The following is a 23,150-nucleotide window of genomic DNA, read 5'->3' as shown; positions in this document are numbered from 1 at the left end:
CCCGCGCCCCTTGGAAGGGGCGCGGGGAACTGCGCGAGGAACCACACACGGCCCGCACCCGCCAGACCACCCGATCCCGCGATCTCGCACGCGCCAGGGGGGCGAAGGCGCACAGCCCATGGAGGACGCCACGGGTAGGGGCGGCGGGGGCGATCCCCTCTCCTCAGGCCGCGAACTCTTCTTCACGCGTCTCCGGCAGAGCCAACAGACACAACAGGCTCACCAGACACAACCCACCCGTGTAGAGCCCCAGCACCAACGGCGACGACCACTGACTGTTCAGCCATGTCGCGACGAGCGGCGCGAAGCCACCCCCCAGCGTGTTCGCCAGGATGAACGCCGCCGACGCCCCGGTGTACCGCAACCTCGCGGGGAACAGCTCCGCGAGAAACGCCGCCACCGGCGAGAACATCACGGCGAGCAGCATGAGCCCGATGGTGTACGCACCGCCGATGACAAGCCCGCTGCCCGAACTCAACGACGCGTACATGGGGACGGCCCACACGACGCACCCGGCCGCGCCCGCCAGCATGATCGGACGCCGCCCGACCCGGTCGGCGAGCCGGGCCACGGGCAGGGTGACGGCGATCCCCGCAGCCGCGCCGACACTCGCGGCGGCGAGCATCGTGTTCTGCGGGATCCCGAGCGCCTTCGGCGCGTAGGACAGGCTGTAGACGATCGTCAGGTAGTACACGGCCGAGCCCCCGATCGCCGCCCCGGTACCGAGCAGCAACCGCCTGGGGTACCGCGTGACGAGCGTGCCGAGGGGAAAGCGGGACGCCGAGGACGCAGAGACCGAGCCGACTCCCGAGCCGGGCCCCGCTCCCGCCCCCGTCGCCGTACGGCGAACCCCCGCGCTGAAGACCGGCGACTCCGACACGGTCGTCCGCACCCACAACCCCACCACGACCAGCACCGCGCTGAGCAGGAAGGGAATCCGCCAGGCCCAGTCCGTGAAGCCGTCCCGGCCCACGATGTTGAGGGTGGGCAGGATGACCGCGCTGGACAGCAGGAAGCCGAGCGAGGGGCCGACGTTCGGGACGGCGGCGTACAGCGCGCGGCGCCCGGGCGGAGCGTGCTCGGCGGCCAGCAGTACCGCGCCGCCCCATTCGCCGCCCATGCTGACGCCCTGCAGCAGACGGAGCGTCACCAACAGGACGGGGGCGAGGAGTCCGGCGGTCTCGTAGGTCGGCAGCAGGCCGACGCCGACCGTCGCGACACCCATCAGCAGGAGGGACGCGACCAGGGCGTGCCGACGGCCCAGCCGGTCGCCGATCGTGCCGAAGAGCACGACGCCGAGGGGGCGGGACAGGAAGGCCGCGGCGAAGGTGAGGAACGCGGCGAGGGAGGAGACCGTGGCGTTGCCGGAGGGGAAGAAGGCGGGGCCGAGGACGAGCGCGGAGGCCGTGCCGTAGACGGCGAAGTCGTAGTACTCAATCGTGGTGCCGACGAGACTCGCGGCAGCGACCTTGGACGCCTTGCCCGACTCGGCCGGCGTCGACGGTAAGGCGGCCGGCGCGGGACCCACGGCCTCGGCGACGGTCTTGGACGGGGATTCGGGCATGGGGGGTCTCACTTCCGGTACGCCCGGACACAAATGGTCCGGGCCCAGCTGGGGAGGCCACGCATGTAACACGAACCGGAGTGCGGCTGTCACCTTAGGCCGGGAAATTCGATTCCCACAAGGAACCCTCGGTGAATACCGGCCCGAGGAAATAGCGCCGTTCCACAAGGGTCAACGGCAATAAAACAGGTGATGCCGCTACGCGTGGGGCAGGTCGCCACAATACGTACAGAGCACACTACATCCACCAACTCACCACTTACTGCATAGTTACCTATGAACACGATCTATACACGGCGTCAACCCAGGACTTCCATCAAAGTGCTGTCAATATTCATACCGACTTCTGCATAAAAATTTGCCTGAGGTCACGCCTTGCCAACACCCGATCACGCACGAAATGCTGACGTCGGCAGAACTTGAAAGTTCTACGACCATCGTTTTTCGGACATGGAGTCCGCAGCGGGTTGCCGCCGTTCGACTTTCTGAAATGCGGCTTCAGAGCCGGGAAGGCGCTTTACCCATGCTGAAAACTGGCAAGCCATTGCGTTGGAGAAGACTTTCGTCGGCCGGTGACGACCGGCACTTGCTCATACCGCTCGACCACAGCGTTTCGGACGGTCCGGTCGCCCCTCCGGGGCAGTGGGAAGGGCTGTTGAAGGCGCTGGTGGCAGGCGGGGCCGACGGGATCATCGTCCACAAGGGGCGAGCCCGCGCGCTCACTCCGGACGTCCTCAAGGGGTGCGCGCTGGTGGTGCACCTGAGCGCCAGCACGGCCTGCTCCTCCGATGTCGACGCCAAGGTGCTGGTCGGCGATGTGGAGGAGGCGGTGGCCCTCGGCGCGGACGCGGTCAGCGTCCATGTGAACATCGGCTCGGACACCGAGGGGCGGCAGCTCTCCGACCTGGGCGCGGTGGCCCGTTCCTGCGACACGTGGGGCATGCCGCTGATCGCGATGGTCTATCCGCGCGGCCCCCGGATCGAGAACCCGCACGATCCCGCCCTCCTCGCGCACATCGTGAACGTCGCCGCCGATCTCGGCGCCGACATGGTGAAGACCTCCGTCGCCCTGCCGATCGACCGGATGGCCGAGGTGGTGGCCCACAGCCCCATCCCCGTCCTCGCGGCCGGCGGGCCACCGGACGGCTCCGACCTGATCGAGTACGGCACCGCCGTGATGGCCGCCGGCTGCCGGGGGCTTGCCGTGGGCCGCCGGATCTTCTCCTCCCCTTCCCCCGCCACTCTGGTCTCCCGGCTCGCCGCGGTGGTGCACGGCGGCGCCGGAGTCACTGATGGCATGAGCATGACTACCCCCTCCCCTTACTCGACGATCGTGGCAGGTGTCGCATGAGGTTTGCGTGGATCGATCTCCGTGAAGTCCCCCGTCCGCAGCTCCAGGCGGTGGTGGACGCGGCCGTCCACGCCCGGATGGCCGGGGTCGTCTCCGCCGACGCCGAGCTGCTCGGGACGCTGCCGCCGACCGTGACCCGCGTGCTGGTCCCCGGTGGGACGGCTGCGGCTCCCGCGAGGAAAGCGAACGAGAAGGCCGGTGAGAAGCCCGGTGAGAAGACCTCCGACAAGGGGGACAAGGAAGGCAGGGCCCCGCTCGCCGGCAAGGGCGACACCCCCGCCGGCACCGGAATCGACGTACTGCTGCGGAAGTTCACCACCCAGGACGAGCTGGACTCCCTCGCCGCGGAGAACCGCGCCGCCACCGGTACACCCGCCGCCGGCTTCGTCGACGTACGGGACGACCGCACCCTGCAGCTGTCCTGCGTGGGCGCGATGGCTCTGCCGTACACGGTGATCCACTTCGCCGACCCGACGAAGATCCCGCTGGAGATCGTGCTCGCGGCGGCCGAGTCGGCCGAGGGCAAGCTGGTGACCGTCGTCGGGGACCTGGAGGAGGCGGCCATCGTCTTCGACGTGCTCGAACGCGGCTCGGACGGCATCCTGTACGCGCCGCGCGGTGCCGACGACGTGTTCGCGCTGGCCCGGCTGCTGGAGGCGACGACCCCGCAGCTGGAGCTGTCCACACTGACCGTCGAGAGCATCCGGCACGTCGGGCTCGGCGACCGGGTCTGTGTGGACACCTGCTCGCACTTCGAGGAGGACGAGGGCATCCTCGTCGGCTCGTACTCCTCCGGGTTCGTGCTCTGCTGCAGCGAGACCCACCCGCTGCCGTACATGCCGACCAGGCCGTTCCGGGTCAACGCGGGTGCCCTGCACTCGTACACGCTGGGCCCCGACAACCGGACCAGCTACCTCAGCGAGGTGGGCTCCGGCAGCGCCCTGCTGGCGGTCGGCGCCGACGGCCGCACCCGGCGGGTGGTGGTCGGACGGGCCAAGCTGGAGTCCCGGCCGCTGCTGGAGATCCGTACGCACGCGGACGACGGGCGGCTGGTCAGCCTGACCGTGCAGGACGACTGGCACGTACGGGTGCTCGGGCCGGGCGGCAAGGTCCTCAACGTCACCGAGCTGCGGGCCGGTGACGAGCTGCTCGGCTATCTGGCGCGGGACAAGCGCCATGTCGGCCTGCCCATCGGCGAGTTCTGCAAGGAGGTCTGAGACCTCATGGGCGAACTCGTGACTGCCTCGGCGGGCGGGGACGGGATGGGCGTCCTTCTCCAGCGGCTGTTCGACGCGCGGGACGACGGTCTGCCGTATCTGACACATCAGCAGGAGACCGTCACCCGTGGCGAGCTGAGGGAGCGGGTGGCTCAGCAGGCCGCCGTGTTCGCCGGTTACGACATCGGGCCCGGCAGCACGGTGGGACTCCAGACGCCGCCCAGCTTCACACAGGTCGAGGTGCTGCTCGCGCTGTGGCGGCTCGGCGCGCAGGTGATGCTCTTCGACTTCCGGCTGAAACCCGCCGAGGTGGACGCGCTCTGCGCCACCTGCCGGCCACAGTTCATGGTCCGGGCTGGCTCCAACGTCCGGGCGGCGTTCGGCTTCCGCTCCGAGTACGAGGTCGCCACCGGGTGCCGCAGGGCGGGGCGGCCGGCCGCCGGCGGGCATCGGCTGGTGCAGTTCAGCTCGGGCTCGACCGGGCGGCCCAAGGTGATCGGGCGGACCACCGCGTCGATCGCCGCCGAGATCGAGTCGTTCGCGACCGTCCCCGGCATGCCGGGCGAGGGCGACCGGCTGCTGCTGCTCAGCTCCACGGCGCACAGCTTCGGACTGCTCGGCGGGCTGCTGCACTCGCTGGCGGCCGGTGTCTCCGTCGTCTTCACGCCCCGGGTCTCGGCCCGCGACATCCTGCGGACCTCGGTCGAGCACCGGATCACCACCCTGTTCGGGGTGCCGATGCACTACGAACTGCTCGCCGCCGCCCTCGATCCCCCCGAGCTGCCGGAGCTGCGGACCGCCGTCTCCGGCGGCGAGCTGATGCCTCCCGAGGTCGCGGCGCGGTTCGCCGAACGGTACGGCGTCGGAGTCGGCGAGGCCTACGGCACCACCGAGACCGGCATCGTCGCCATCGACGTCGGCGGCACGCTCCGGCCCTCGGTCGGGCGGCCCGCACCGGGTGTGGTGGTCCGCGAGCACAAGGGCGAACTGGACGTCGCGCTCGCCGAGTCGCCTTATCTCTGCGACTCGGGCGGCACCCAGTACACGGACGGCTGGCTGCACACCCGCGACCGGGCCGGTGTGGCCGCCGACGGGTCGGTCACCGTGCTCGGGCGTGCCGACTCCCTCGTCGTCGTCGGCGGCCTCAAGGTCGACCTCACCGAAATCGAGCACGTGCTGCGCGAGCACCCGGCCGTCGAACAGGCGGTCCTGGTCCACGAGGACGTGACCGAGGCGTACGTGACGGTCGCCGCCGGGGCCCGGAGCCCGTCGGCGGAGGAGCTGCTGCGCTGGTGCCGCGAGCGGCTCGCCGACTACAAGCTGCCCCGCGTCATCCGGCTGCTGGAGACCCTGCCCCGCACCTCCAACGGGAAGCTGGTCCGCCGGGCGGCGACGCTCCAGGCGGTCGCGAGCGGCACATAGCCGCACTCGGAAGGCACCTCACGCACGACCCGCGCCCACGACCCTTCGCATGACCTTCACGACCTTCCACACGGAGATGGCGATCATGAGCACGTCCACCTTGGACCACGAGATCCGCGAGTTCGTCCTGACCACGGTCATCGACGAGATGAACATCCTGCTGAGCCGCGACGGCATCACGGACGAGAGCCCGGTGACCGTCGGCGGGCTGGAGCTGGACTCCCTGAGCCTGATCGAGCTCACACTGCGGCTGGAGTCACGGTTCGGCGTGGCGATCCCGGACACCGACATCGAGCCCCTGGCCTCCCTGACCCTCGGCGGGCTCGTCGCCGAGGTCGTCGGGCGCGGTGCGAAGGCATGAGCGCGGAAGCCTCCGCGCCGTCCGTCATCACCACCGACACCGTCCGGGAACTGCTGGCCGACCGCAAGATCTTCCCGGGGTCCCCGAAGACCTCGGCGACGACGCCGAACTGGTCCTGGACTCCCTCGGGCTGGTGTGGCTGCTGCATGTGGTGGAGGAGCGGTACGGCCTGGTCGTGGAGCCCGGTGACGAGGACATCGCGCGGCTCACCTCGCTGCGGCGGCTCACCGAGTTCCTGAGTGCCGCCGGGGCGGACCCGGTGGAAGGGGGTGGCCGCGGTGACCGGTGACGTGACGGTGACCGGGTTCGGCGTGCGCACCGCCTTCGGCACGGGCGCGGCCCCCCTCCGGCGCGGCGTCTTCGCCGGCGTCCCCTCCTTCGCCCCCACCACCAGGTTCGACACCGGCCCGTACCGCACCCCGATGGCCGGCGCCGCCCCCGACGGCCCCGACGCGGTCGAGGACTGGGCCCTGCGCCACGCCCTCGCCCGGTGCGGCACGGAAGCACTCGACATGGCGGGCCTGCCCCAGGGGGCGGACGCGGCGGTGCTGCTGGGCGTCGCCGGTGACTGCACGAGCATCACGCGGTACTGGCGGGACGCGGCGGCGAGGACGGAGAAGGGTGAGGACGCGCGGGGGTCTGCGGACCGGATCGCCGACGCCGTCCCCGCGTACCTCGCCGAGTCGCTGGCCGGCGGCCTCGGGCTGACCGGGCCCCGGCTGACGTTCACCAACGCGTGTGTCGCCTCCGCCGCCGCGATCATCCATGCCTGCCGGCTGATCTCCTCCGGCAGGGTCGACGCGGCGGTGTGTGCCGGCGGCTACCTGGTGGAGGAGGAGACGTTCGGGAAGTTCGACTCGGGGCGGGCGTTGTCCCGTGACGGCATGGTGCGGCCGTTCAGCGCCGACCGCAGCGGACTGCTGCTCGGCGACGGCGCCGCCGCCGTCGTGCTGGAGTCGGCCGAGCACGCGCGGCGGCGCGGGGCACGGCCGCTGGCGAGCGTCGTCGGGTGGGGCGCGGCCACCGACGCCCACCACATCGCCCAGCCGCACCCGGAGGGCGTCGGCCTGGCCCGCGCGGCACGGCAGGCACTGCGGCTCGCCGGGGACCCGGACGGGTCGGCGCTCGGCTATGTCAACGCCCACGGCACCGGCACCAAGTACAACGACGGTGCCGAGACCCGCGGGCTGCGCGCCGCCTTCCCGGAGCGGGCCGAGGCGATCCCGGTCAGCTCCACCAAGAGCACCACCGGCCATCTCCTGGAGGCGGCCGGCGTCGTGGAGTTCGTGATCACGATGCTGGCCCTCATGGACGGCGTACTGCCGCCGACCGCCGGTTTCACCACGGCCGACCCGGAGTGCGACCTGGACTACGTGCCGAACCAGCCCCGCCGGGCCGACCTCCGCCGGGCCCTGACCATCAACGCCGCCTTCGGTGGCGCCAACACCGCACTCGTCCTGGAGCGGCCGTGACGACGAGCGAGAAGACCGGGAACACCCTGCCGGCCGTGAAGTCGGCTCTCCGTTCGCCCCTCGGCGTCCTCACCACCGCCACCGCCACCCACGGCACCGGGCGCGACGGTGACATCCCGCTGCCGCGGCTGCCCGGCTTCGTGGAGTCGGCGTTCAGCCCGCTGGCGTACGAGGTCGCCGCGCGGTGTCTGACCGAGCGGCCCGGAGACGGTTCCCGTACGGCGGTCGCGCTGGCGAGTCTGATGGGTGACACCACCACCGCGGACCTGGCGAGCCGGCGGATGGTCTCCGGGCGGGTGCACAACCCGCTGCTGTTCATGCAGGCCACCCCCAACTCCGTGCTGGGGCACATCAGCCGGGAGTTCCGGATCACCGGCCAGATGGTGAGCCTCTCCACCCTCGACGACCCGGTGACCGAACTGCTGGCCATGGCCGACCTGCTCCTTGAGGACCCGGAGCTCGACCGGGTCCTGGTGCTCGGCGTGGAACTGGGCGGCGGCGAACGGCCGGCCGCCGTCCACCGGGACCTCTCCGCCGGCCGCGGCAGCCCGGTCCCGGACCTCCCCGAGTCCGCCGGCCTGGCGGTGGCGGTACTGCTCGCCCGCCCCGGCGCCGGCGCGCCGGTGACCGTCCGGTCGACGGGGACCCACGACGGCGCGCCCACCCCTCCCGCCCCCCGTCCCGGAAGCGTCCGGGGCCTGCTCGACCTGGCCGCCGCACACCGACGGCTGCTGCGGGACGGCGGCACCCACGTCCTGGTCACCGGGGCCCGGACGCCCGCGTTCCGCCTCAGCGCCGAACGGCGCCCGGAAGGAAACGAGACGGAGACCCATGCTGATCAGTAGGCAGGAGCGGGCGCGGATCTGCTCCGACACCGAACTCGGCGCCGGCAACGTCCTGCAGCGGCTGCGTGCCTACGAACGCCCGCTCGACGAGCCGGTGTTGCGGACGGACGGCACCTGGCGGGCGCCTGACGGCAGCCGCCCCGAGGTACTGACGCTCGGGCAGCTGTACGAGGTGGTCGAGACGTACGCGGGCTGGTACGCGGCCCGGGGTGTGCGGCCCCGCGACCCGGTGGCCATCCACTCCCACTGCGCGGCGGAGTTCGCGGTGAACTTCCTGGCGCTGACGTCGCTCGGCGCCGTCCCGTCGTTCGTCAACGGCAATCTGTCCCCGCAGGCCGCGCGGGAGTATGTGCGACGGCAGGGCGCGGTGGGCGCCTTCACGGACGGGGCACACCGTGCGGTGCTGTCCGGGACCGAGGTCGGCCTGGGCTTCTGTGTGACCGCCGACGAGATCCGGCCGGAGCACCGCGTGTCGCTGCCGCCGTCGTACCCGTACCGGCACGACCAGACCGACCCGGTGCTGATCTCCCACTCCTCCGGCACCACGGGACTGCCCAAGGGGGTGCCGCACACACACCGGACACTGATGTACGCGCAGGTGCACCGGCTGCGTTTCTCCACCGGCGCCGACATGGAGCGCACGCTGGTGGGGCTGCCGGGCGCGCACAACGCGATGGTGGCGACGCTGCTGTACTGCCTGCTGCTGCGCACGGACATCAAGCTGCTCTCCAGCCAGCGCGGCACGGACGTGCTGGACGCCGTCGAGGAGTTCCGGCCGACGACCGTGCTGGCGTTCGCCGGGACCTTCGGCGAGATGGCGGCGGAGGATCTGGCGGCACGTGATCTGTCCAGCGTGCAGGTGTGGTTCAACACCGGGGACGCGGCGCACGAGGCGCACATCCGGGCGCTCGTCCGGCACGGCGGACACATCGAGATCCGGCGGGATCTGAGCCGCGTGCGGGTCGACGGCTCGGTCTTCGTGGACGGGCTCGGTTCGTCGGAGGCCGGCTACTCGGTCTTCCACAACCGGCACACCAAGGACACCTCGTCCTACTCCCGCTGTGTCGGCAAGCCGATCAGCTTCGCCGAGGCCGCTGTACTGGCCGAGGACGGCACCCCGCTGCCGCCCGGCCAGGTCGGCCGCCTGGGCCTCAAGTCGCCCACGCTGACGCCCGGTTACTGGAACGACTCGCTGACCTGGAACCGGATGCGGCTCGGCGGCTACTGGCTCACCGGGGACCTCGCCCACCAGGACGAGGAGGGCAACTTCTACCACCTCGACCGGGCCCCGGACGCCATCCGCACCCGCGAGGGCATCGTCTTCAGCACCCGCACCGAGGAACTGCTCCTGGCCGGGCTGCCCGAACTCGCCGACTGCACCGTGGTGGGGGTCGCCCCCGACGGCGTCCGCGCGGACTGGGACGGCGACGGCGAGGCCGAGGCGTACGCGCTGCTCCAGCTCGCGGACGAGGAGAGCAGCGACAGCGACGAGGGATGGACCGGGCAGGTCAACGCCGTGCTGACGGCCGCCGGGTTCCCCCCGGTGACCCGGGCCCTGCTGATGAAGCCCGACGACGTGGCCAAGGGCGCCACCGGCAAGGTTCTCAAACGAGTGATGCGCGACCGGTTCGCCGCCAAGGAGCAACGCACATGAGCACGCACACCGACGCCGACGGCGTCAACCACCGCGCACGGGCGGGCGAGGCGTACCGGCTGTGGTGGCAGCACGACGCCCACTGGTACCAGGGGGTGGCCGCGCGGTTCGGGCAGGAGACCGCGAACGAGATCAACGCGGAGGCGCTGAGGAAGGTCGCCCGGCACGTCGGGCAGCGGGTCGCCCGGCTGTCCGGCCCGCTCCCCGGCACCGGCGACACCCGCAAGGACCTGGAGGAGCTGCGCCGCCGCTACGACGACTGCGGCGACCGGATGTTCCCGCCGGAGCTGCGCAACGCCGCCACCGAGGTCGAGGACGACGACCTGATCGTCCTCACCCTGCGGCGGAACTTCGCGATCACCATGGTCCGGATGGCCGGTTCGCTGGAGGGCTACCGCTGCCCGTGCACAGCCATCCACGCCGGCTGGTCCGAGGGGCTCGGCGTGGCCCTCACGGAGAACAAAGCCGAGAGCTGTCTGCGGGACGGCGACCAGGCGTGCCGCCTGCTCATGCGGGTCGCCCCGGCCGCCGCCGACGGTTCGGAGGGCTGAGACGTGCGCGTACTCGTCGCCGGGGCCACCGGAGTGGTCGGGCGTCCGCTGGTGGGCGCACTGCGGGCGCGGGGCCACCAGGTCGGCGCGCTGGTACGGCAGGAGTCCCGGGACCGGGCCCCCGAGGCGGACGAGGTCGTGGTGGCCGACGCCCTCGACCGTGCCGCCGTGCTGTCGGCGGTGTCGGCCGCCCGGCCCGAGGTGGTCGTCCACCAGATGTCGGCCCTGCGGCTGCTGCGCGACGACCCGCCGGAGGCCTTCGCCCGCACCGCGCGCCTGCGTACCGAGGGCACCGCCCATCTGATCGAGGCGGCCCGCGCGGCCGGCGCCCGCCGGCTGGTCGCCCAGTCCATCGCCTTCGCCGCCGCCCCGGCCGACGATCCGGTCCTCGACGAGGACGCGCCCCTGTACGTGGACGCCCCCGATCCCGGCTGGGCCGCGACCGTACGGGCCGTCGCCGAGCTGGAGCGGCAGGTGACGGGCAGCGGCCTGGAGGGCGTCGTGGTGCGCTACGGCACCCTGTACGGCCCCGGCACCGCGTACGCCCGTACCGGCGAAACCGCCCGGTCCGTGCTGGCCGGACGGCTTCCGCTGCCCGGCGACGGGGCCGGGATCATGTCGTTCCTGCACGTCGAGGACGCCGTGGGCGCGGCCGTGGCGGCCGTCGAGGCCGACGCCACCGGGGTGTTCCATGTGACGGACGACGACCCGGCCCCGGCCGCGCGGTGGCTGCCGCACCTCGCCCGTGTGCTCGCCGGCCCGTCCCCGCGTACGGTTCCGGCGGCGCTCGCGCCCCGGCTCCTCGGCTGGTTCATGGCCCACCAGCTCATGTCCGCGCACGGCGCGGCCAACGACCGGGCCCGTACGGCACTGGGCTGGAAGCCGGTGAGACCGAGCTGGCGCGACGGGCTGGGCCGTGCATGACCGGCCCTGACGATGCCCTCACCGTCCGCGGCCGAGGCGCTGATCGACCGGCCCCCCGCAGACACGAAGACGTGCGCAGCCGCGTGAACGACGGAGGCACCCCATGAGCGCCGTGAGCCGGACGACGGAGCAGGCGGCGGCCACACCCTCCCGCTCCTGGCCCGTCCTCCTGGTCGTGGTCTGCGCGCAGATGCTGATCTGGCTGGACACCTCGATCCTCAATGTCGCCGTCACCACGCTCGCCGACCCGGTGGAGGGTCTGGGCGCGACCCCCGGCGAACTGGAGTGGGTGGCGAGCGCCTACACCCTGGTCGTCGCCGGCACCCTCTTCGCGGGCGGCGCGCTGGCCGACCGATTCGGCCCCCGGAACACGCTTCTCGCCGGGCTGGCGCTGATCGGCGTGGCCTCCGGCGCGGGCGCGTTCGTGGACAGTCCGGAGTGGCTGATCGTGGCGCGGGCCTTCATGGGCGCGGGCAGCGGCCTGCTGATGCCGGCGACGCTGACGGTCATCGTGCAGAGCACCCCGGAGGAGAAACGCACCCGGGCGATCGCGATCTGGAGCTCGTCGAGCGGTCTCGGCGTGGCCATCGGCCCGGTGGCGGGCGGGGCACTGCTCAGCCACTTCTGGTGGGGTTCGGTGTTCCTGGTCAATGTGCCGATCGTCGCCCTGTGCCTGCTCGCGGTCGTGGCCGTCGTCCCCGACCTGGGCGGTTCCCGCCGCCGGGTGCTCGATCTGCCGGGCCTCGCCCTGTCGGTGCTCGGCCTGGGGGGCGTGGTCTACGGCATCATCGAACTCGGCGGCGGCCGGGCCTGGTACGGCCCCCACGTCCTCCTTCCCCTGGTCCTGGGCGGCGTCCTGCTGGCCGTCTTCGTCGCCGGTCAGCGCAGGTCCCCGACGCCCAGCCTGGACCTGCGGCTCTTCCGGCAGCCCGGCTTCACGGCGGGCAGCGTGGTGCTGCTGATCACCTTCATGTCCCTGGCCGGTCATCTGTTCTACGCGGCCTTCTATCTCCAGGGCCCCCGTGGCCTCTCCCCCGCCGACGCCGGTACCGTGATGATCGCCGCGGCGGTCGGCATCGTCCTGGGCAGCCAGGCCTCCCCGGTGCTGAGCCGTCGGCTGTCGGCCCGCTGGACCGTCGCGTCCGGTGTCCTCGCCACCGCCGCCACCTACGTCGCCTACGCGTGGCTCGACGGTCGCACCCCTCTCTGGGTGGTCGTCGTACTGCTGTGGATCCAGGGCTTCGGCATGGGCCTGGTCGGCACCCCGGTCACGGCCGTGATGATGCGCGGGGTGCCCCCGCGGCTCGTGGGCGCCGGCTCCGCCGTCAACAGCGTCACCCGGCAGGTCGGCGGCACCCTCGGCGTGGCGATGGCCGGCTCGATCCTCTCCGGCGTGTACCGGGACCGGATGGCCGACGCCGAACTGACGGGTACCCCGCGAGAGTTGTCACCGGCCGCCGAGGAACAGGCCCGTACCTCCGCCGAGGCCGCCCGTTCCCTGGCCGATTCCCTGAACCTGCCCGAACTGGCGGCCGTCGCCGACCGGGCCTTCCTCGACGCGATGGACACCGCCACGCTCTCCGTCGCGGCCCTGGCCCTTCTCGGGTGCGCCGTGGCGGTCGTGGGCCTGCGCACCCGGGCGGCGCCCCCGAACCCGGAGCGGACGACGTCGTCGGACGCGGCACGGAGAGGAACAGCGCGATGACACAGCCAACGGCCCGTTCGGTCCTCGTCACCGGCGGGAACAGGGGCATCGGACTGGCCACCGCCCGCCGTTTCGCGGCGGCCGGGGACCAGGTCACCGTGACCTACCGAGGTGACGAGCCCCCCGCCTGCGACACGTTCCTCGCCGTACGGTGCGATGTGACGGACAGCCAACAGGTCGACCGGGCCTTCGAGGAGGCCGAGGCGGCCCACGGCCCGGTCACCGTCCTGGTCGCCAACGCGGGCGCCACCCACGATCGGCTGCTGGTGCGGATGACCGAGGCGGACTTCACCTCCGTCCTCGACACCAACCTCACCGGAGCCTTCCGCGTCGCCCGACGCGCGGTGCGCGGCATGCTCCGCGCGGGCCACGGCCGCATCGTCCTCATCTCCTCCACGGCCGCCCTGCACGGCGCCCCCGGTCAGACCAACTACGCGGCGGCGAAGGCCGGTCTGGTCGGCTTCGCCCGCTCCCTGACCCAGGAACTCGGCCCCCGCGACATCACCTGCAACGTCGTCGCCCCCGGCCTCACCGAGACCGACATGAGCCGCGCCCTCACCCCCGAGCAACGCCAGGGCCTGCTGCGGGCCACCCCCGCGGGCCGCCTCGGGCGCCCCGAGGAGGTCGCCGACGCAGTCGCCTTCCTCGCCGGCGCCGGTTACGTCCGCGGCGCCGTCATCCCGGTCGACGGCGGTGCCGGTATGGGGCACTGAGAGCCGGGTGGGGAGAGGAAGAGGGCGCCTCCCCCTCCCCCGATCCCCTACCGCCTGCCGCGCAGCTCCCGGTACCTGGCGACCAGCGCCTGCGTGGACTCGTCCAGCCCCGGTACCTCAGCCCCCTCCGTCAGCGCCGGCTCTACGCGCTTCGCGAGGACCTTGCCCAGCTCGACGCCCCACTGGTCGAAGGAGTCGATGTTCCAGACGGCGCCCTGTACGAACACCTTGTGCTCGTACAGCGCGATCAGCTGGCCGAGGACCGAGGGGGTCAGCTCCTTCGCCAGGATGGTGGTCGTCGGGTGGTTCCCCCGGAAGGTCCTGTGCGGCACCAGCTCCTCCGGCACACCCTCCGCCCGCACCTCGTCCGGCGTCTTGCCGAAGGCCAGCGCCTGGGTCTGGGCGAAGAAGTTGGCCATCAGCAGGTCGTGCTGGGCCTTGAGCCGGTCACCGAGTTCGGCGACCGGCTCGGCGAAGCCGATGAAGTCCGCCGGGATCAGCTTCGTGCCCTGGTGGATCAACTGGTAGTACGCGTGCTGCCCGTTCGTCCCCGGCGTGCCCCACACCACCGGCCCGGTCTGCCACTGCACCGGCACCCCGTCCCGGCCCACGTACTTGCCGTTGGACTCCATGTCCAGCTGTTGCAAGTAGGCCGTGAACTTGGACAGATAGTGGCTGTACGGCAGCACCGCGTGCGACTGCGCGTCATGGAAGTTGCCGTACCAGATCCCCAGCAGGCCCAGCAGCAGCGGCACGTTGGACTCGGCAGGCGCCGTACGGAAGTGCTCGTCGACCAGTTGGAAGCCGTCCAGCATCTCGCGGAAGCGGTCCGGGCCGATCGCGATCATCAAGGACAGACCGATCGCCGAGTCGTACGAGTACCGGCCGCCGACCCAGTCCCAGAACTCGAACATGTTGGCCGTGTCGATGCCGAAGTCCGACACCTTCCCGGCGTTCGTGGACAGCGCCACGAAGTGCTTGGCGACGGCCTCGGAGCCGGCCTTCAGCTCGGTGAGCAGCCAGTCGCGCGCGGACGTCGCGTTGGTGATCGTCTCGATCGTGGTGAACGTCTTGGAGGCGATGACGAACAGCGTCTCCGCCGCGTCCAGGTCCCGCACCGCCTCGTGCAGGTCGGCCCCGTCGACGTTCGACACGAAGCGGACGGTCAGGTCGCGGTCGGTGTAGGACCGCAGCACCTCGTACGCCATCGCCGGGCCCAGGTCGGAGCCGCCGATGCCGACGTTGACGATGTTCTTGACGCGGCGGCCGGTGTGACCGGTCCACTCGCCGGAGCGGATGCGCTCGGCGAAGGCGGTCATCCTGTCGAGGACGGCGTGCACGGCCGGCACCACGTTCTCGCCGTCGACCTCGATCACCGCGTCACGCGGGGCGCGCAGCGCGGTGTGCAGGACGGCGCGGTCCTCGGTGGTGTTGATCTTCTCGCCGCGGAACATGGCGTCCCGCAGCCCGAACACGTCGGTCGCGGCGGCCAGCTCGCGCAGCAGCCGCAGCGTCTCGTCGGTGACCAGGTGCTTGGAGTAGTCGACGTGCAGATCGCCGACCTCCAGTGTGTAACCGGCGCCGCGCTCGGGGTCGGCCGCGAACAGCTCACGCAGTTGGACCTCGCCCAGTTGCTCCCGGTGCTCGGCCAGCGCGGTCCACTCGGGTGTCTGGTCGAGCCTGGTACGGCTTTCTGCGTTCATCTCGGACTTCAGCCTCTTTCCTACCTGGTCCTGCCGGTACCTTGCCCCGCTGCCGGTTCCAACCTAATTGATCACGACGGAGCATGAGCTGTCGTCCCGTCGTCGTCCGGCTCGACAACGGATACGTCCGCCTTGAGCGCCGGTATCCAAACCGTGGGGGGCACCACTGACAATCAGCCTGGCCAGGGGAAACGCGGGAATCGTGGGTCACGCGCCACACACGCGTCCGGCCGGGCACCCCTGGGTGCCCGGCCGGTGTCGACTTCTAGATCTCGCCCCGCAGTTTGGCGAGCGCCTCGGCGAGGATCGCCTCGCCGTCCGCGTCGCTGCGCCGCTCCCGCACATAGGCGAGGTGCGTCTTGTAGGGCTCGGTGCGCGGTGGGTCCGGTGGGTTGTCCCGGTCCTGTCCGGCGGGGAAGCCGCAGCGCGGGCAGTCCCAGGCGTCGGGGACCTGTGCGTCGCTGGCGAAGCTCGGCTGGGTCTCGTGTCCGTTGGAGCACCAGAAGGAGATGCGCAGCCGGGGTGCGGACTCGCCGCGCTCGGCTTCGCCCATCGGCCCCGCCCCGACCCGGCTTCCTCGGATCGCGTTGCCACTTGCCACGGTCGTAACTCCCTGCGTGATGGTGCGGCGAAGCGAGTCGGCGTTTCGCTTCGCTGCGAGCGCCTCAGTCTACGTAAGGCCCAACGCGCGTCCAGTGATGGGAGTTACCTCCCGCCCCCAGACGCAAGCCCCATGATAGGCCGCGCTCGGAGTCGCGTACCCAGCATGGGGCTTTACGTGCGGATCGGTGCGTCCGTGACGTGTTGTCTCGCCGGTGTCCGACCTGAGGGTCAGTTGTTGACCTTCATCAGGATGCCGAGTACGACAATGCACGCGAACCACAACAGAGCGACCACGACGGTGATCCGGTCGAGGTTGCGCTCGGCGACCGAGGAGCCGCCGACGGACGACTGCATGCCGCCACCGAACATGTCGGAGAGGCCGCCGCCCTTGCCCTTGTGCATCAGCACCAGCAGCATCAGCAACCCGCTGAAGACGATCAGGGCGATCGAGAACCCCATAACCACGGCTGGACCAACTTCCTCGGATCTGGATGGACGACAGGGGCATGGCGGCAGCGCCATGCCCCCGCAAGACTACGACGTTCCGCGCCTGCCGCCTACTCGCGGTTCCCGGGTCGCCCTCACTGGTCGCGGAAGCGCACGATCTTGACGAACTCGTCGGCGTCCAGGGAGGCACCGCCGACGAGGGCGCCGTCGATGTCGGCCTGCGCCATGATCTCGGCGACGTTGCCCGCCTTGACGGAGCCGCCGTACTGGATGCGGATCTGGTCGGCGGTCTCCTGGGAGTACAGCTCGGCGAGCTTGCCGCGGACGGCCGCGCAGACCTCCTGCGCGTCCTCGGCGCCGCAGACCTTGCCGGTGCCGATGGCCCAGACGGGCTCGTAGGCGATCACGATCGTCTCGGCGTGCTCGGCGGGGACGTCCTTGAGGCCGCCCTCGACCTGGGCGAGCGTGTGGGAGACGTGGTTGCCCGCCTCGCGGACCTCCAGCTCCTCACCGACGCACAGAATGGGGGTGAGGCCGTGCTTGTAGGCGGCCTTGACCTTGGCGTTGACGATCTCGTCGGTCTCGTCGTGGTACTGGCGGCGCTCGGAGTGGCCGATCGCGACGAAGGTGCACTTGAGCTTGGCCAGCATCGGGCCGGAGATCTCGCCGGTGTAGGCGCCGGAGTCGTGGGCCGAGACGTCCTGGGCGCCGTACTTGATCTTGAGCTTGTCGCCGTCGACCAGGGTCTGGACCGAGCGCAGGTCGGTGAAGGGCGGCAGGACCGCGACCTCGCAGGCCTCGTAGTCCTTGTCGGCGAGGGCGAAGGCGAGCTTCTGGACGTGCGCGATGGCCTCGAGGTGGTTGAGGTTCATCTTCCAGTTGCCCGCCATCAGGGGCAGGCGGCCCTTGTCGGAAACAGTCATTGAGGGTCAGTCCTCCAGTGCGGCGAGGCCGGGGAGCGTCTTGCCCTCGAGGTATTCGAGGGAGGCGCCGCCACCGATCGAGATGTGATCGAATTTCGCCGGAGAAGCCTCCTCGTCGAAGCCCAGGATGCGCACGGCCGCGGCGGAGTCGCCGCCGCCGACGACCGTGAAGGCCCCCGAGTCGAGAAGTGCCTGGGCGACCGCCTTGGTGCCCTCGGCGAAATCGGGGTGCTCGAAGACGCCCATGGGGCCGTTCCAGAAGACGGTGGCGGCGTCCGTGATCTTCGAGGCGTACAGCTTGCGGGTCTCCGGACCGATGTCGAGACCCATCTGGTCGGCCGGGATGGCGTCCGCGGCGACGGGGGTGGGGTGGGCCGGAGCCTTGGTCTTCAGGTCCGGGAACGCGGACGAGACGAGCGCGTCGACGGGCAGGACCAGTTCGACGCCGGTCTTCTCCGCACGCTCCAGGTACTCGGTGACCACGGCGAGCTGGTCCTCCTGGAGCAGGGAGCTGCCGATCTCGTAGCCCTTGGCCTTGAGGAACGTGTACGCCATGCCGCCGCCGATGAGGATGCGGTCGGCCTTGGCGAGCAGCTGGTCGATGACGGCGAGCTTGTCGGAGACCTTGGCGCCACCGAGCGCGACCACGTAGGGGCGCCGCACGTCCTCGGTGAGCTTCTTCAGGACGCCGACCTCGGTGGCGATGAGGTGTCCGGCGTAGCGCGGCAGGCGGGCAGGGAGGTCGAAGACCGAGGCGTGCTTTCGGTGCACCGCGCCGAAGCCGTCGCCCACGTAGACGTCGGCGAGGGCGGCGAGCCGGTCGGCGAAGGCGCCGCGCTCGGCGTCGTCCTTGGACGTCTCGCCGGCGTTGAAGCGAAGGTTCTCGACGACCGCGACCTGGCCGTCGGTGAGGCCCGCGACCGTGGCCGCGGCGGACTCGCCGACCGTGTCCGTCGCGAAGGCCACGCCGCTGCCGAGGAGTTCACCGAGGCGGGTGGCGGCCGGGGCGAGGGAGAAGGCCGGGTCCGGGGCGCCCTTGGGGCGGCCCAGGTGGGAGGCGACGACGACGCGCGCTCCCGCGCCGGCCAGCGCCTTCACGGTGGGCAGCACGGCGCGGATGCGGCCGTCGTCGGTGATGGTCGTGCCGTCCAGCGGCACGTTCAGGTCGGCGCGGACGAAGACCCGCTTTCCGGCTACCTGGCCGGCGAGGAGTTCGTCGATCGTCTTCATGTGAGGGGGCTCCCGAAGAGGACTTGTGGTGCTCGTGATCGTAGGAGGGCCGTTGCGTACGTGAGTCAGGGCTCGGGCGGCGCGTCCCCGCGCCGCCCGAGCCCTGCTCTCACATCGAAGTGCGCGCTCTGTCGATCAGAGCTGGTTGCCGACGAAGACCGTGAGGTCGACGAGGCGGTTGGAGTAGCCCCACTCGTTGTCGTACCAGCCGAGGATCTTCACCGAGTTGCCCTCCTGGACCATGGTCAGGGAGGAGTCGAAGGTGCAGGAGGCCGGGTCGCTGACGATGTCCGAGGAGACGATCGGGTCCTCGGTGTAGGCCAGGTAGCCCTTGAGGTCGCCGTCCTCGGATGCCTTCTTGAACGCGGCGTTGACCTCGTCCTTGGTGACCTCGCGCTGCAGCGTCACGACCAGGTCGGTGGCCGAGCCGGTCGGGACCGGGACGCGCATCGCGATGCCGTCGAGCTTGCCCTTGAGCTGCGGGAGGACAAGCGCGGTGGCCTTGGCGGCACCGGTGGTGGTCGGGATGATGTTCTCGGCGGCGGCGCGGGCGCGACGCAGGTCCGAGTGCGGGAAGTCCAGGATGCGCTGGTCGTTGGTGTAGGCGTGGACCGTCGTCATCAGGCCCTTGACGATGCCGAAGTTCTCGTCGAGGACCTTGGCCATCGGCGCCACACAGTTGGTGGTGCAGGAGGCGTTGGAGATGACGTGGTGGTTCGCCGGGTCGTACTTGTCCTGGTTGACACCCATCACGATGGTGATGTCCTCCTCCTTGGCCGGGGCCGAGATGAGGACCTTCTTGGCGCCGCCGGCGAGGTGCTTCGCGGCGTCGGCCTTCTTCGTGAAGATGCCGGTGGACTCGATGACGATGTCGACGCCCAGCTCGCCCCACGGGATGTCGGCGGGGTTGCGCTCGGACAGGACCTTGATCGTGTGGCCGTCGACCGTGATGGTGTTCTCGGTGTTCGACACCTCGGCCTTGAGGCGGCCCAAGATGGTGTCGTACTTCAGCAGGTGAGCGGTGGTCGCGGTGTCACCCAGGTCGTTGACAGCCACGATCTCGATGTCTGCACCCTGCTCCAGCAGCGCGCGGAAGTAGTTACGACCGATGCGGCCAAAGCCGTTGATGCCTACGCGGATCGTCACGAACCGATCTCCTCGTTGGTACGCCGGCTCAGTGCCGGCGAGCTGTATGGGATGTCCCCGACCGCCTACGACCCTACCTCCCCGGGAGCCGTCGAGTGACATCGAGATGCCCTATACATGCCGGTGCGGTCCATACTCGCCAGTAGGAGTACGGACCGCCCTGGTTTTACGAGGTGATTACCTTTTGAGCGCCCTTCCGATCATCTGATTCCAGACGTCCCGAGGGCCGCCCATCAGCCACTCGTCAGCTGTTCCGTGCGCGGTCGGCGCTCAGTTCTTCAGGGCCGCCAGCGCCTTGCCGAGCAGCGCCTTGCGGTCGGCCGCCGTGGTGACCTGCTCCAGGCCGAAGCCCAGCAGCACGGTGTCGTCCGTGGTGACGGCGCCGTACGTCTTGAACAGTTCACCCGACAGACCCCAGTCCTTCACGACCGCCGGGCTGCCCGCGGGCGGGCCGGAAACGCTCCAGGCACCGAGCGACGCCTCGAAGCCCTCGGTCGCGCCGGGCGTGCCGCCGATCACGACGGTGGCGTTGTCGACGAGGACGCCGCGACCGCCGGAGCCGGGGTCGGTGATGTAGCCGAGCGACACCTCGACCGTCTTCCCGGCGTACGCGGACAGGTCGAACTCGACCTGCTGCCATCCGTCGGAGGCCCCGGTGAAGCTGTTCCAGGTACCGCTGGTGCCGGTGGGTGCGCAGCCGCCGGAACCGGGAGTCAGGTACCGCTTCAGGGCCGGGTGGGCCTGGACGAAGTACCCGGCCTCGCACTCGACGGGCACGGCGGTGGAGGTGGCGCCGCCGGCCTCCGGCAGCGTCGTCCAGTCGTCCGCCCCGGCCGTGCGCGCCTCCAGCACCGCGTGGTCGTAGCCCTCCTCCGTGCTCCACAGCATCCGGGTACGCAGGGTGGGCCGGTCGGCCGCGCTCACCGAGGTGAGGTCCAGGGTGCGGGTGAGGCGGTTCCAGGCGTAGTCGGTGTGCGTGACGGCCGCCATCGACGCGCCCTCGTACGGGCCGTAGGGGTTGACGGTCCCGGGGTACTGGCCCGCGCCGGCGCTCGCGAACCGCGGGAACGTCTCCACGGGCAGGGCGTCCGAGGTGACGCCGAACGATCCTGCGGTGTTCAGCGGGCTGCCCGGCGCGTCACCGAGCGCCCCCGTGAAGCCGTCCAGCCTGCCGAGGCCCGCGAAGGTCCTGGCGTCGGACAGGGCGGTACGGCTGTATGCGCCGAGGTAGTACTGGCTGAAGTCGTTCGACAGAGTGCCGCCGCCGAGGTCGACGGCGCCGCCCGCGCTCTCGCCCGCCTCGATCAGCTTGCCGCCCTCGTTGAGGTGGGCGCGCAGTTCGAGCTGGGTGGCGACGCCCGGCCGGACGGCGCCCGTGTAGTGCACGACGGTCTTGAAGTGCTTCAGTACGCCCAGCACGTCGGGTGCGCCCTGGGTCGCGACGTCCCAGACGAGCGCCTTCCTGCCGTTGGCCTTCAGCGCGTCCACATAGACCTGCGTCCGGGTCGCGGTCGCGCCCTCCTCGGCGACGACGAGCGTGTCGGCCCTGGGGCGTTCGGCGATCGTGTACGTGAAGCGCTTGCTGGAGGTGGGCTTGCCGCTCTTCGTCACGCCGGTGAACCAGACCTGCACCTCGTCGCCCGGTTCGCCGTCCCGCACCTTGGCCCGGTACTCGTCGAAGTAGAGGTTGTCCTCACCGCCGAAGGTCTCGCCGCCCTTCCAGCGCCTGAGCGTCCGGTCGTGCGTACGGCCGCCGTTGACGCGGTACTTCATCTCCTTGTCGCGCACCGACTTGCGGGCGACGACGGAGATCGCCTGGTCGGCGCCGCGCGAGTACGAGGTGGTGATGGGCTGCGGGGTGAAGTCCGGGGCGTCGACGCCGACCGACGACTTCGGCTGGTCGGGCCGGGCGGCGGACTCGGCCACGGAGAGCGCGAACGGGATGTTCTTCTCGAACTCCTGCTGGATCAGCTTCTCGTCGTCCGGGAACGTGAAGACCGAGGCGCAGTCCTCGGACTTCCAGGCGTCGTCCGGGTCGATGCTCGACACGGTCTGGCAGGTCGACATCTCCGGGGTGAACATCGCCGTGCCGTTGACGTTGGCCGCGTGGCCGTCCGCCTCGCCGTTGGTCGTGTACAGCTCGGAGGAGAGCTGGGGGTGGTAGCCGGGGATCGCGGGGTTCTCCGGCGTACCGGCCAGCGCCTCGTAGAGCACGTCGTCCGGGGTGTGGGTGGCCACCTGCCAGCCGACGCCGTAGAGGATGAGTTCGGCGGCCGAGTGGTAGTTGATGCCGTACTCGAAGCCGATGCGCTTCTCGAAGGCGTCCAGGGCCTGCGTCTCGGGCTCCGAGTTGGGGCCGGCGCCGCGGTAGGTCTCACTGGTGGGGAACGGGGACGAACCCTCGTTGTCGTAGCCCCACTTGTAGGCGAAGTTGCGGTTGAGGTCGACGCCGTCGCCGACCGTGATGGCGTGGTCGCCGTTGATGTCCCGCAGGTTCTTGCGCCACTGGCGGTTGGCGGCGTCCCGGTGCGTGAAGTCGTACCCGTCCGGGTTGGCGGAGATCACGAACCACAGTTCGGTGGTGTCGACGATCTTCTTGATCCGCTTGTCGGACCTGTAGTTGTCCAGGTAGTGGTGCATCAGGCGCCGGGTCATCTCCGGCGTGATCCACTCGCGCGCGTGCTGGTTGGACACGTACAGGACCGACGGCTTGACGCCGTCCTTGGTCTTCTTCGCGTTCTTGGTGAGCTTGACCGCGAGGATGTCCTGTCCCTGGAGGGACTTGCCGATGGAGACCACCTTGGTCAGGGACGGGTGCTTCCGGCCCGTCCGGATGATCTCCTCCTTGATGTTGCCCGCGCCGCTGTAGGGGCGGTAGACCCCGTCGCCGGCGGCGGCCACGCGCGCCTCCGCCTTGTTGGTGAGCTTGTGCTCCTTCAGGTCGACGCCCTGCTTCTCCAGCGCGTCCGCCTGCTTGTCGGTGAGGTAGACCTCGACCGAGGCGGTGCCCTTCTCCGGCGCCCGCTCGCTGAGTTCGTGGCCGTCCTGCCCGGCCGCGAGCAGCAGGGGCACCTGCTGCTTCGTCACCTCCGCGCGGAAGACCTTGACCTCCTCCGCCTCGGAGCCGTCGTTCTCGGCCGCCTGGGCCAGGGGTGCGAGTCCCGCACCGCCGCCCAGCAGGAGCGCGCCGGCAGCGAGGACCGATCTCGCTCTTCGTCTCATGAGCCCCCCTTGCAGTGGTTCGCCCCAGTAGCGAACAGACGCCAGGCTCATGTCAGACCCAGGTCGCGTCAAGGGTGCCTCACGGGCCATCCACGGA

At 70.8% G+C, this 23,150-nt stretch carries 20 protein-coding genes; 12 read left to right on the top strand and 8 right to left on the bottom strand.

Features of this window, described 5'->3' with window-relative positions; genetic code table 11:
• Positions 1-163 precede the first annotated feature (163 nt).
• Positions 164-1,564: an MFS transporter gene (locus tag WBG99_RS27820; protein ID WP_338898929.1), complete on the bottom strand. Its 1,401-nt coding sequence runs from the start codon at positions 1,562-1,564 to the stop codon at positions 164-166.
• Positions 1,565-2,087: 523 nt separating this feature from the next.
• On the opposite strand from WBG99_RS27820, the gene WBG99_RS27815 reads away from it, so the two are divergent.
• The 12 genes from WBG99_RS27815 (at position 2,088) to fabG (ending at position 13,779) form a co-directional block, all read left to right on the top strand.
• Positions 2,088-2,915, top strand: a complete 828-nt coding sequence (locus tag WBG99_RS27815; protein ID WP_338898928.1) for a class I fructose-bisphosphate aldolase family protein — start codon at positions 2,088-2,090, stop codon at positions 2,913-2,915.
• Positions 2,912-4,132 carry a 3-dehydroquinate synthase II family protein gene (locus tag WBG99_RS27810; RefSeq protein ID WP_338898927.1) on the top strand — a complete coding sequence of 407 codons (1,221 nt, stop codon included), beginning with the start codon at positions 2,912-2,914 and terminating at the stop codon, positions 4,130-4,132. The genes WBG99_RS27815 and WBG99_RS27810 overlap by 4 nt, the downstream gene beginning before the upstream one ends.
• A gap of 6 nt (positions 4,133-4,138) precedes the next feature.
• Positions 4,139-5,554 carry a class I adenylate-forming enzyme family protein gene (locus tag WBG99_RS27805; RefSeq protein ID WP_338898926.1) on the top strand — a complete coding sequence of 472 codons (1,416 nt, stop codon included), beginning with the start codon at positions 4,139-4,141 and terminating at the stop codon, positions 5,552-5,554.
• 49 nt (positions 5,555-5,603) lie between these two features.
• Complete coding sequence (locus tag WBG99_RS27800; RefSeq protein ID WP_338898925.1) at positions 5,604-5,915, top strand: acyl carrier protein; 312 nt, start codon at positions 5,604-5,606, stop codon at positions 5,913-5,915.
• Positions 5,902-6,204 carry an acyl carrier protein gene (locus WBG99_RS27795; RefSeq protein WP_338898924.1) on the top strand — a complete coding sequence of 101 codons (303 nt, stop codon included), beginning with the start codon at positions 5,902-5,904 and terminating at the stop codon, positions 6,202-6,204. The genes WBG99_RS27800 and WBG99_RS27795 overlap by 14 nt, the downstream gene beginning before the upstream one ends.
• Positions 6,194-7,387 (top strand): beta-ketoacyl-[acyl-carrier-protein] synthase family protein, encoded by a 1,194-nt coding sequence (locus WBG99_RS27790; RefSeq protein WP_338898923.1) that lies wholly within the window; start codon positions 6,194-6,196, stop codon positions 7,385-7,387. Before WBG99_RS27795 ends, WBG99_RS27790 begins: the two co-directional genes overlap by 11 nt.
• Positions 7,384-8,232 (top strand): hypothetical protein, encoded by an 849-nt coding sequence (locus WBG99_RS27785; RefSeq protein WP_338898922.1) that lies wholly within the window; start codon positions 7,384-7,386, stop codon positions 8,230-8,232. The genes WBG99_RS27790 and WBG99_RS27785 overlap by 4 nt, the downstream gene beginning before the upstream one ends.
• Positions 8,219-9,886, top strand: a complete 1,668-nt coding sequence (locus WBG99_RS27780) for a long-chain fatty acid--CoA ligase (RefSeq protein WP_338898921.1) — start codon at positions 8,219-8,221, stop codon at positions 9,884-9,886. The genes WBG99_RS27785 and WBG99_RS27780 overlap by 14 nt, the downstream gene beginning before the upstream one ends.
• Positions 9,883-10,437: a hypothetical protein gene (locus WBG99_RS27775; RefSeq protein WP_338898920.1), complete on the top strand. Its 555-nt coding sequence runs from the start codon at positions 9,883-9,885 to the stop codon at positions 10,435-10,437. The genes WBG99_RS27780 and WBG99_RS27775 overlap by 4 nt, the downstream gene beginning before the upstream one ends.
• 3 nt (positions 10,438-10,440) lie before the next feature.
• Complete coding sequence (locus WBG99_RS27770; RefSeq protein WP_338898919.1) at positions 10,441-11,361, top strand: NAD(P)-dependent oxidoreductase; 921 nt, start codon at positions 10,441-10,443, stop codon at positions 11,359-11,361.
• Between the two features lie 103 nt (positions 11,362-11,464).
• Positions 11,465-13,066, top strand: coding sequence for an MFS transporter (locus WBG99_RS27765; RefSeq protein ID WP_338898918.1), 1,602 nt, complete (start codon positions 11,465-11,467; stop codon positions 13,064-13,066).
• On the top strand, positions 13,063-13,779 hold the full coding sequence (fabG, locus tag WBG99_RS27760) for a 3-oxoacyl-ACP reductase FabG (protein ID WP_338898917.1): 717 nt from the start codon (positions 13,063-13,065) through the stop codon (positions 13,777-13,779). Before WBG99_RS27765 ends, fabG begins: the two co-directional genes overlap by 4 nt.
• Before the next feature lie 47 nt (positions 13,780-13,826).
• Here the strand turns inward: fabG and pgi are convergent, their stop codons facing one another.
• From pgi to WBG99_RS27725, 7 genes are all read right to left on the bottom strand, one after another.
• Positions 13,827-15,482 carry a glucose-6-phosphate isomerase gene (pgi, locus tag WBG99_RS27755; protein ID WP_338898916.1) on the bottom strand — a complete coding sequence of 552 codons (1,656 nt, stop codon included), beginning with the start codon at positions 15,480-15,482 and terminating at the stop codon, positions 13,827-13,829.
• A 265-nt stretch (positions 15,483-15,747) separates the two neighbouring features.
• Positions 15,748-16,083: an RNA polymerase-binding protein RbpA gene (locus WBG99_RS27750; RefSeq protein ID WP_338898915.1), complete on the bottom strand. Its 336-nt coding sequence runs from the start codon at positions 16,081-16,083 to the stop codon at positions 15,748-15,750.
• Positions 16,084-16,313: 230 nt separating this feature from the next.
• Entirely contained in the window at positions 16,314-16,544 is a 231-nt protein-coding gene (secG, locus tag WBG99_RS27745) for a preprotein translocase subunit SecG (protein WP_338898914.1), read from the bottom strand.
• Positions 16,545-16,666: 122 nt separating this feature from the next.
• Entirely contained in the window at positions 16,667-17,455 is a 789-nt protein-coding gene (gene tpiA, locus WBG99_RS27740; RefSeq protein WP_338898913.1) for a triose-phosphate isomerase, read from the bottom strand.
• Positions 17,456-17,461: 6 nt separating this feature from the next.
• Positions 17,462-18,685: a phosphoglycerate kinase gene (locus WBG99_RS27735; RefSeq protein WP_338898912.1), complete on the bottom strand. Its 1,224-nt coding sequence runs from the start codon at positions 18,683-18,685 to the stop codon at positions 17,462-17,464.
• A 135-nt stretch (positions 18,686-18,820) separates the two neighbouring features.
• Positions 18,821-19,831, bottom strand: coding sequence for a type I glyceraldehyde-3-phosphate dehydrogenase (gap, locus tag WBG99_RS27730; RefSeq protein ID WP_338898911.1), 1,011 nt, complete (start codon positions 19,829-19,831; stop codon positions 18,821-18,823).
• 270 nt (positions 19,832-20,101) lie between these two features.
• Entirely contained in the window at positions 20,102-23,053 is a 2,952-nt protein-coding gene (locus tag WBG99_RS27725; RefSeq protein WP_338898910.1) for a M14 family zinc carboxypeptidase, read from the bottom strand.
• Between the last annotated feature and the right edge of the window lie 97 nt (positions 23,054-23,150).

It is taken from the genome of Streptomyces sp. TG1A-60, assembly GCF_037201975.1.
GTDB lineage: Bacteria > Actinomycetota > Actinomycetes > Streptomycetales > Streptomycetaceae > Streptomyces.
This window is presented reverse-complemented; position numbering and strand designations above follow the sequence as displayed.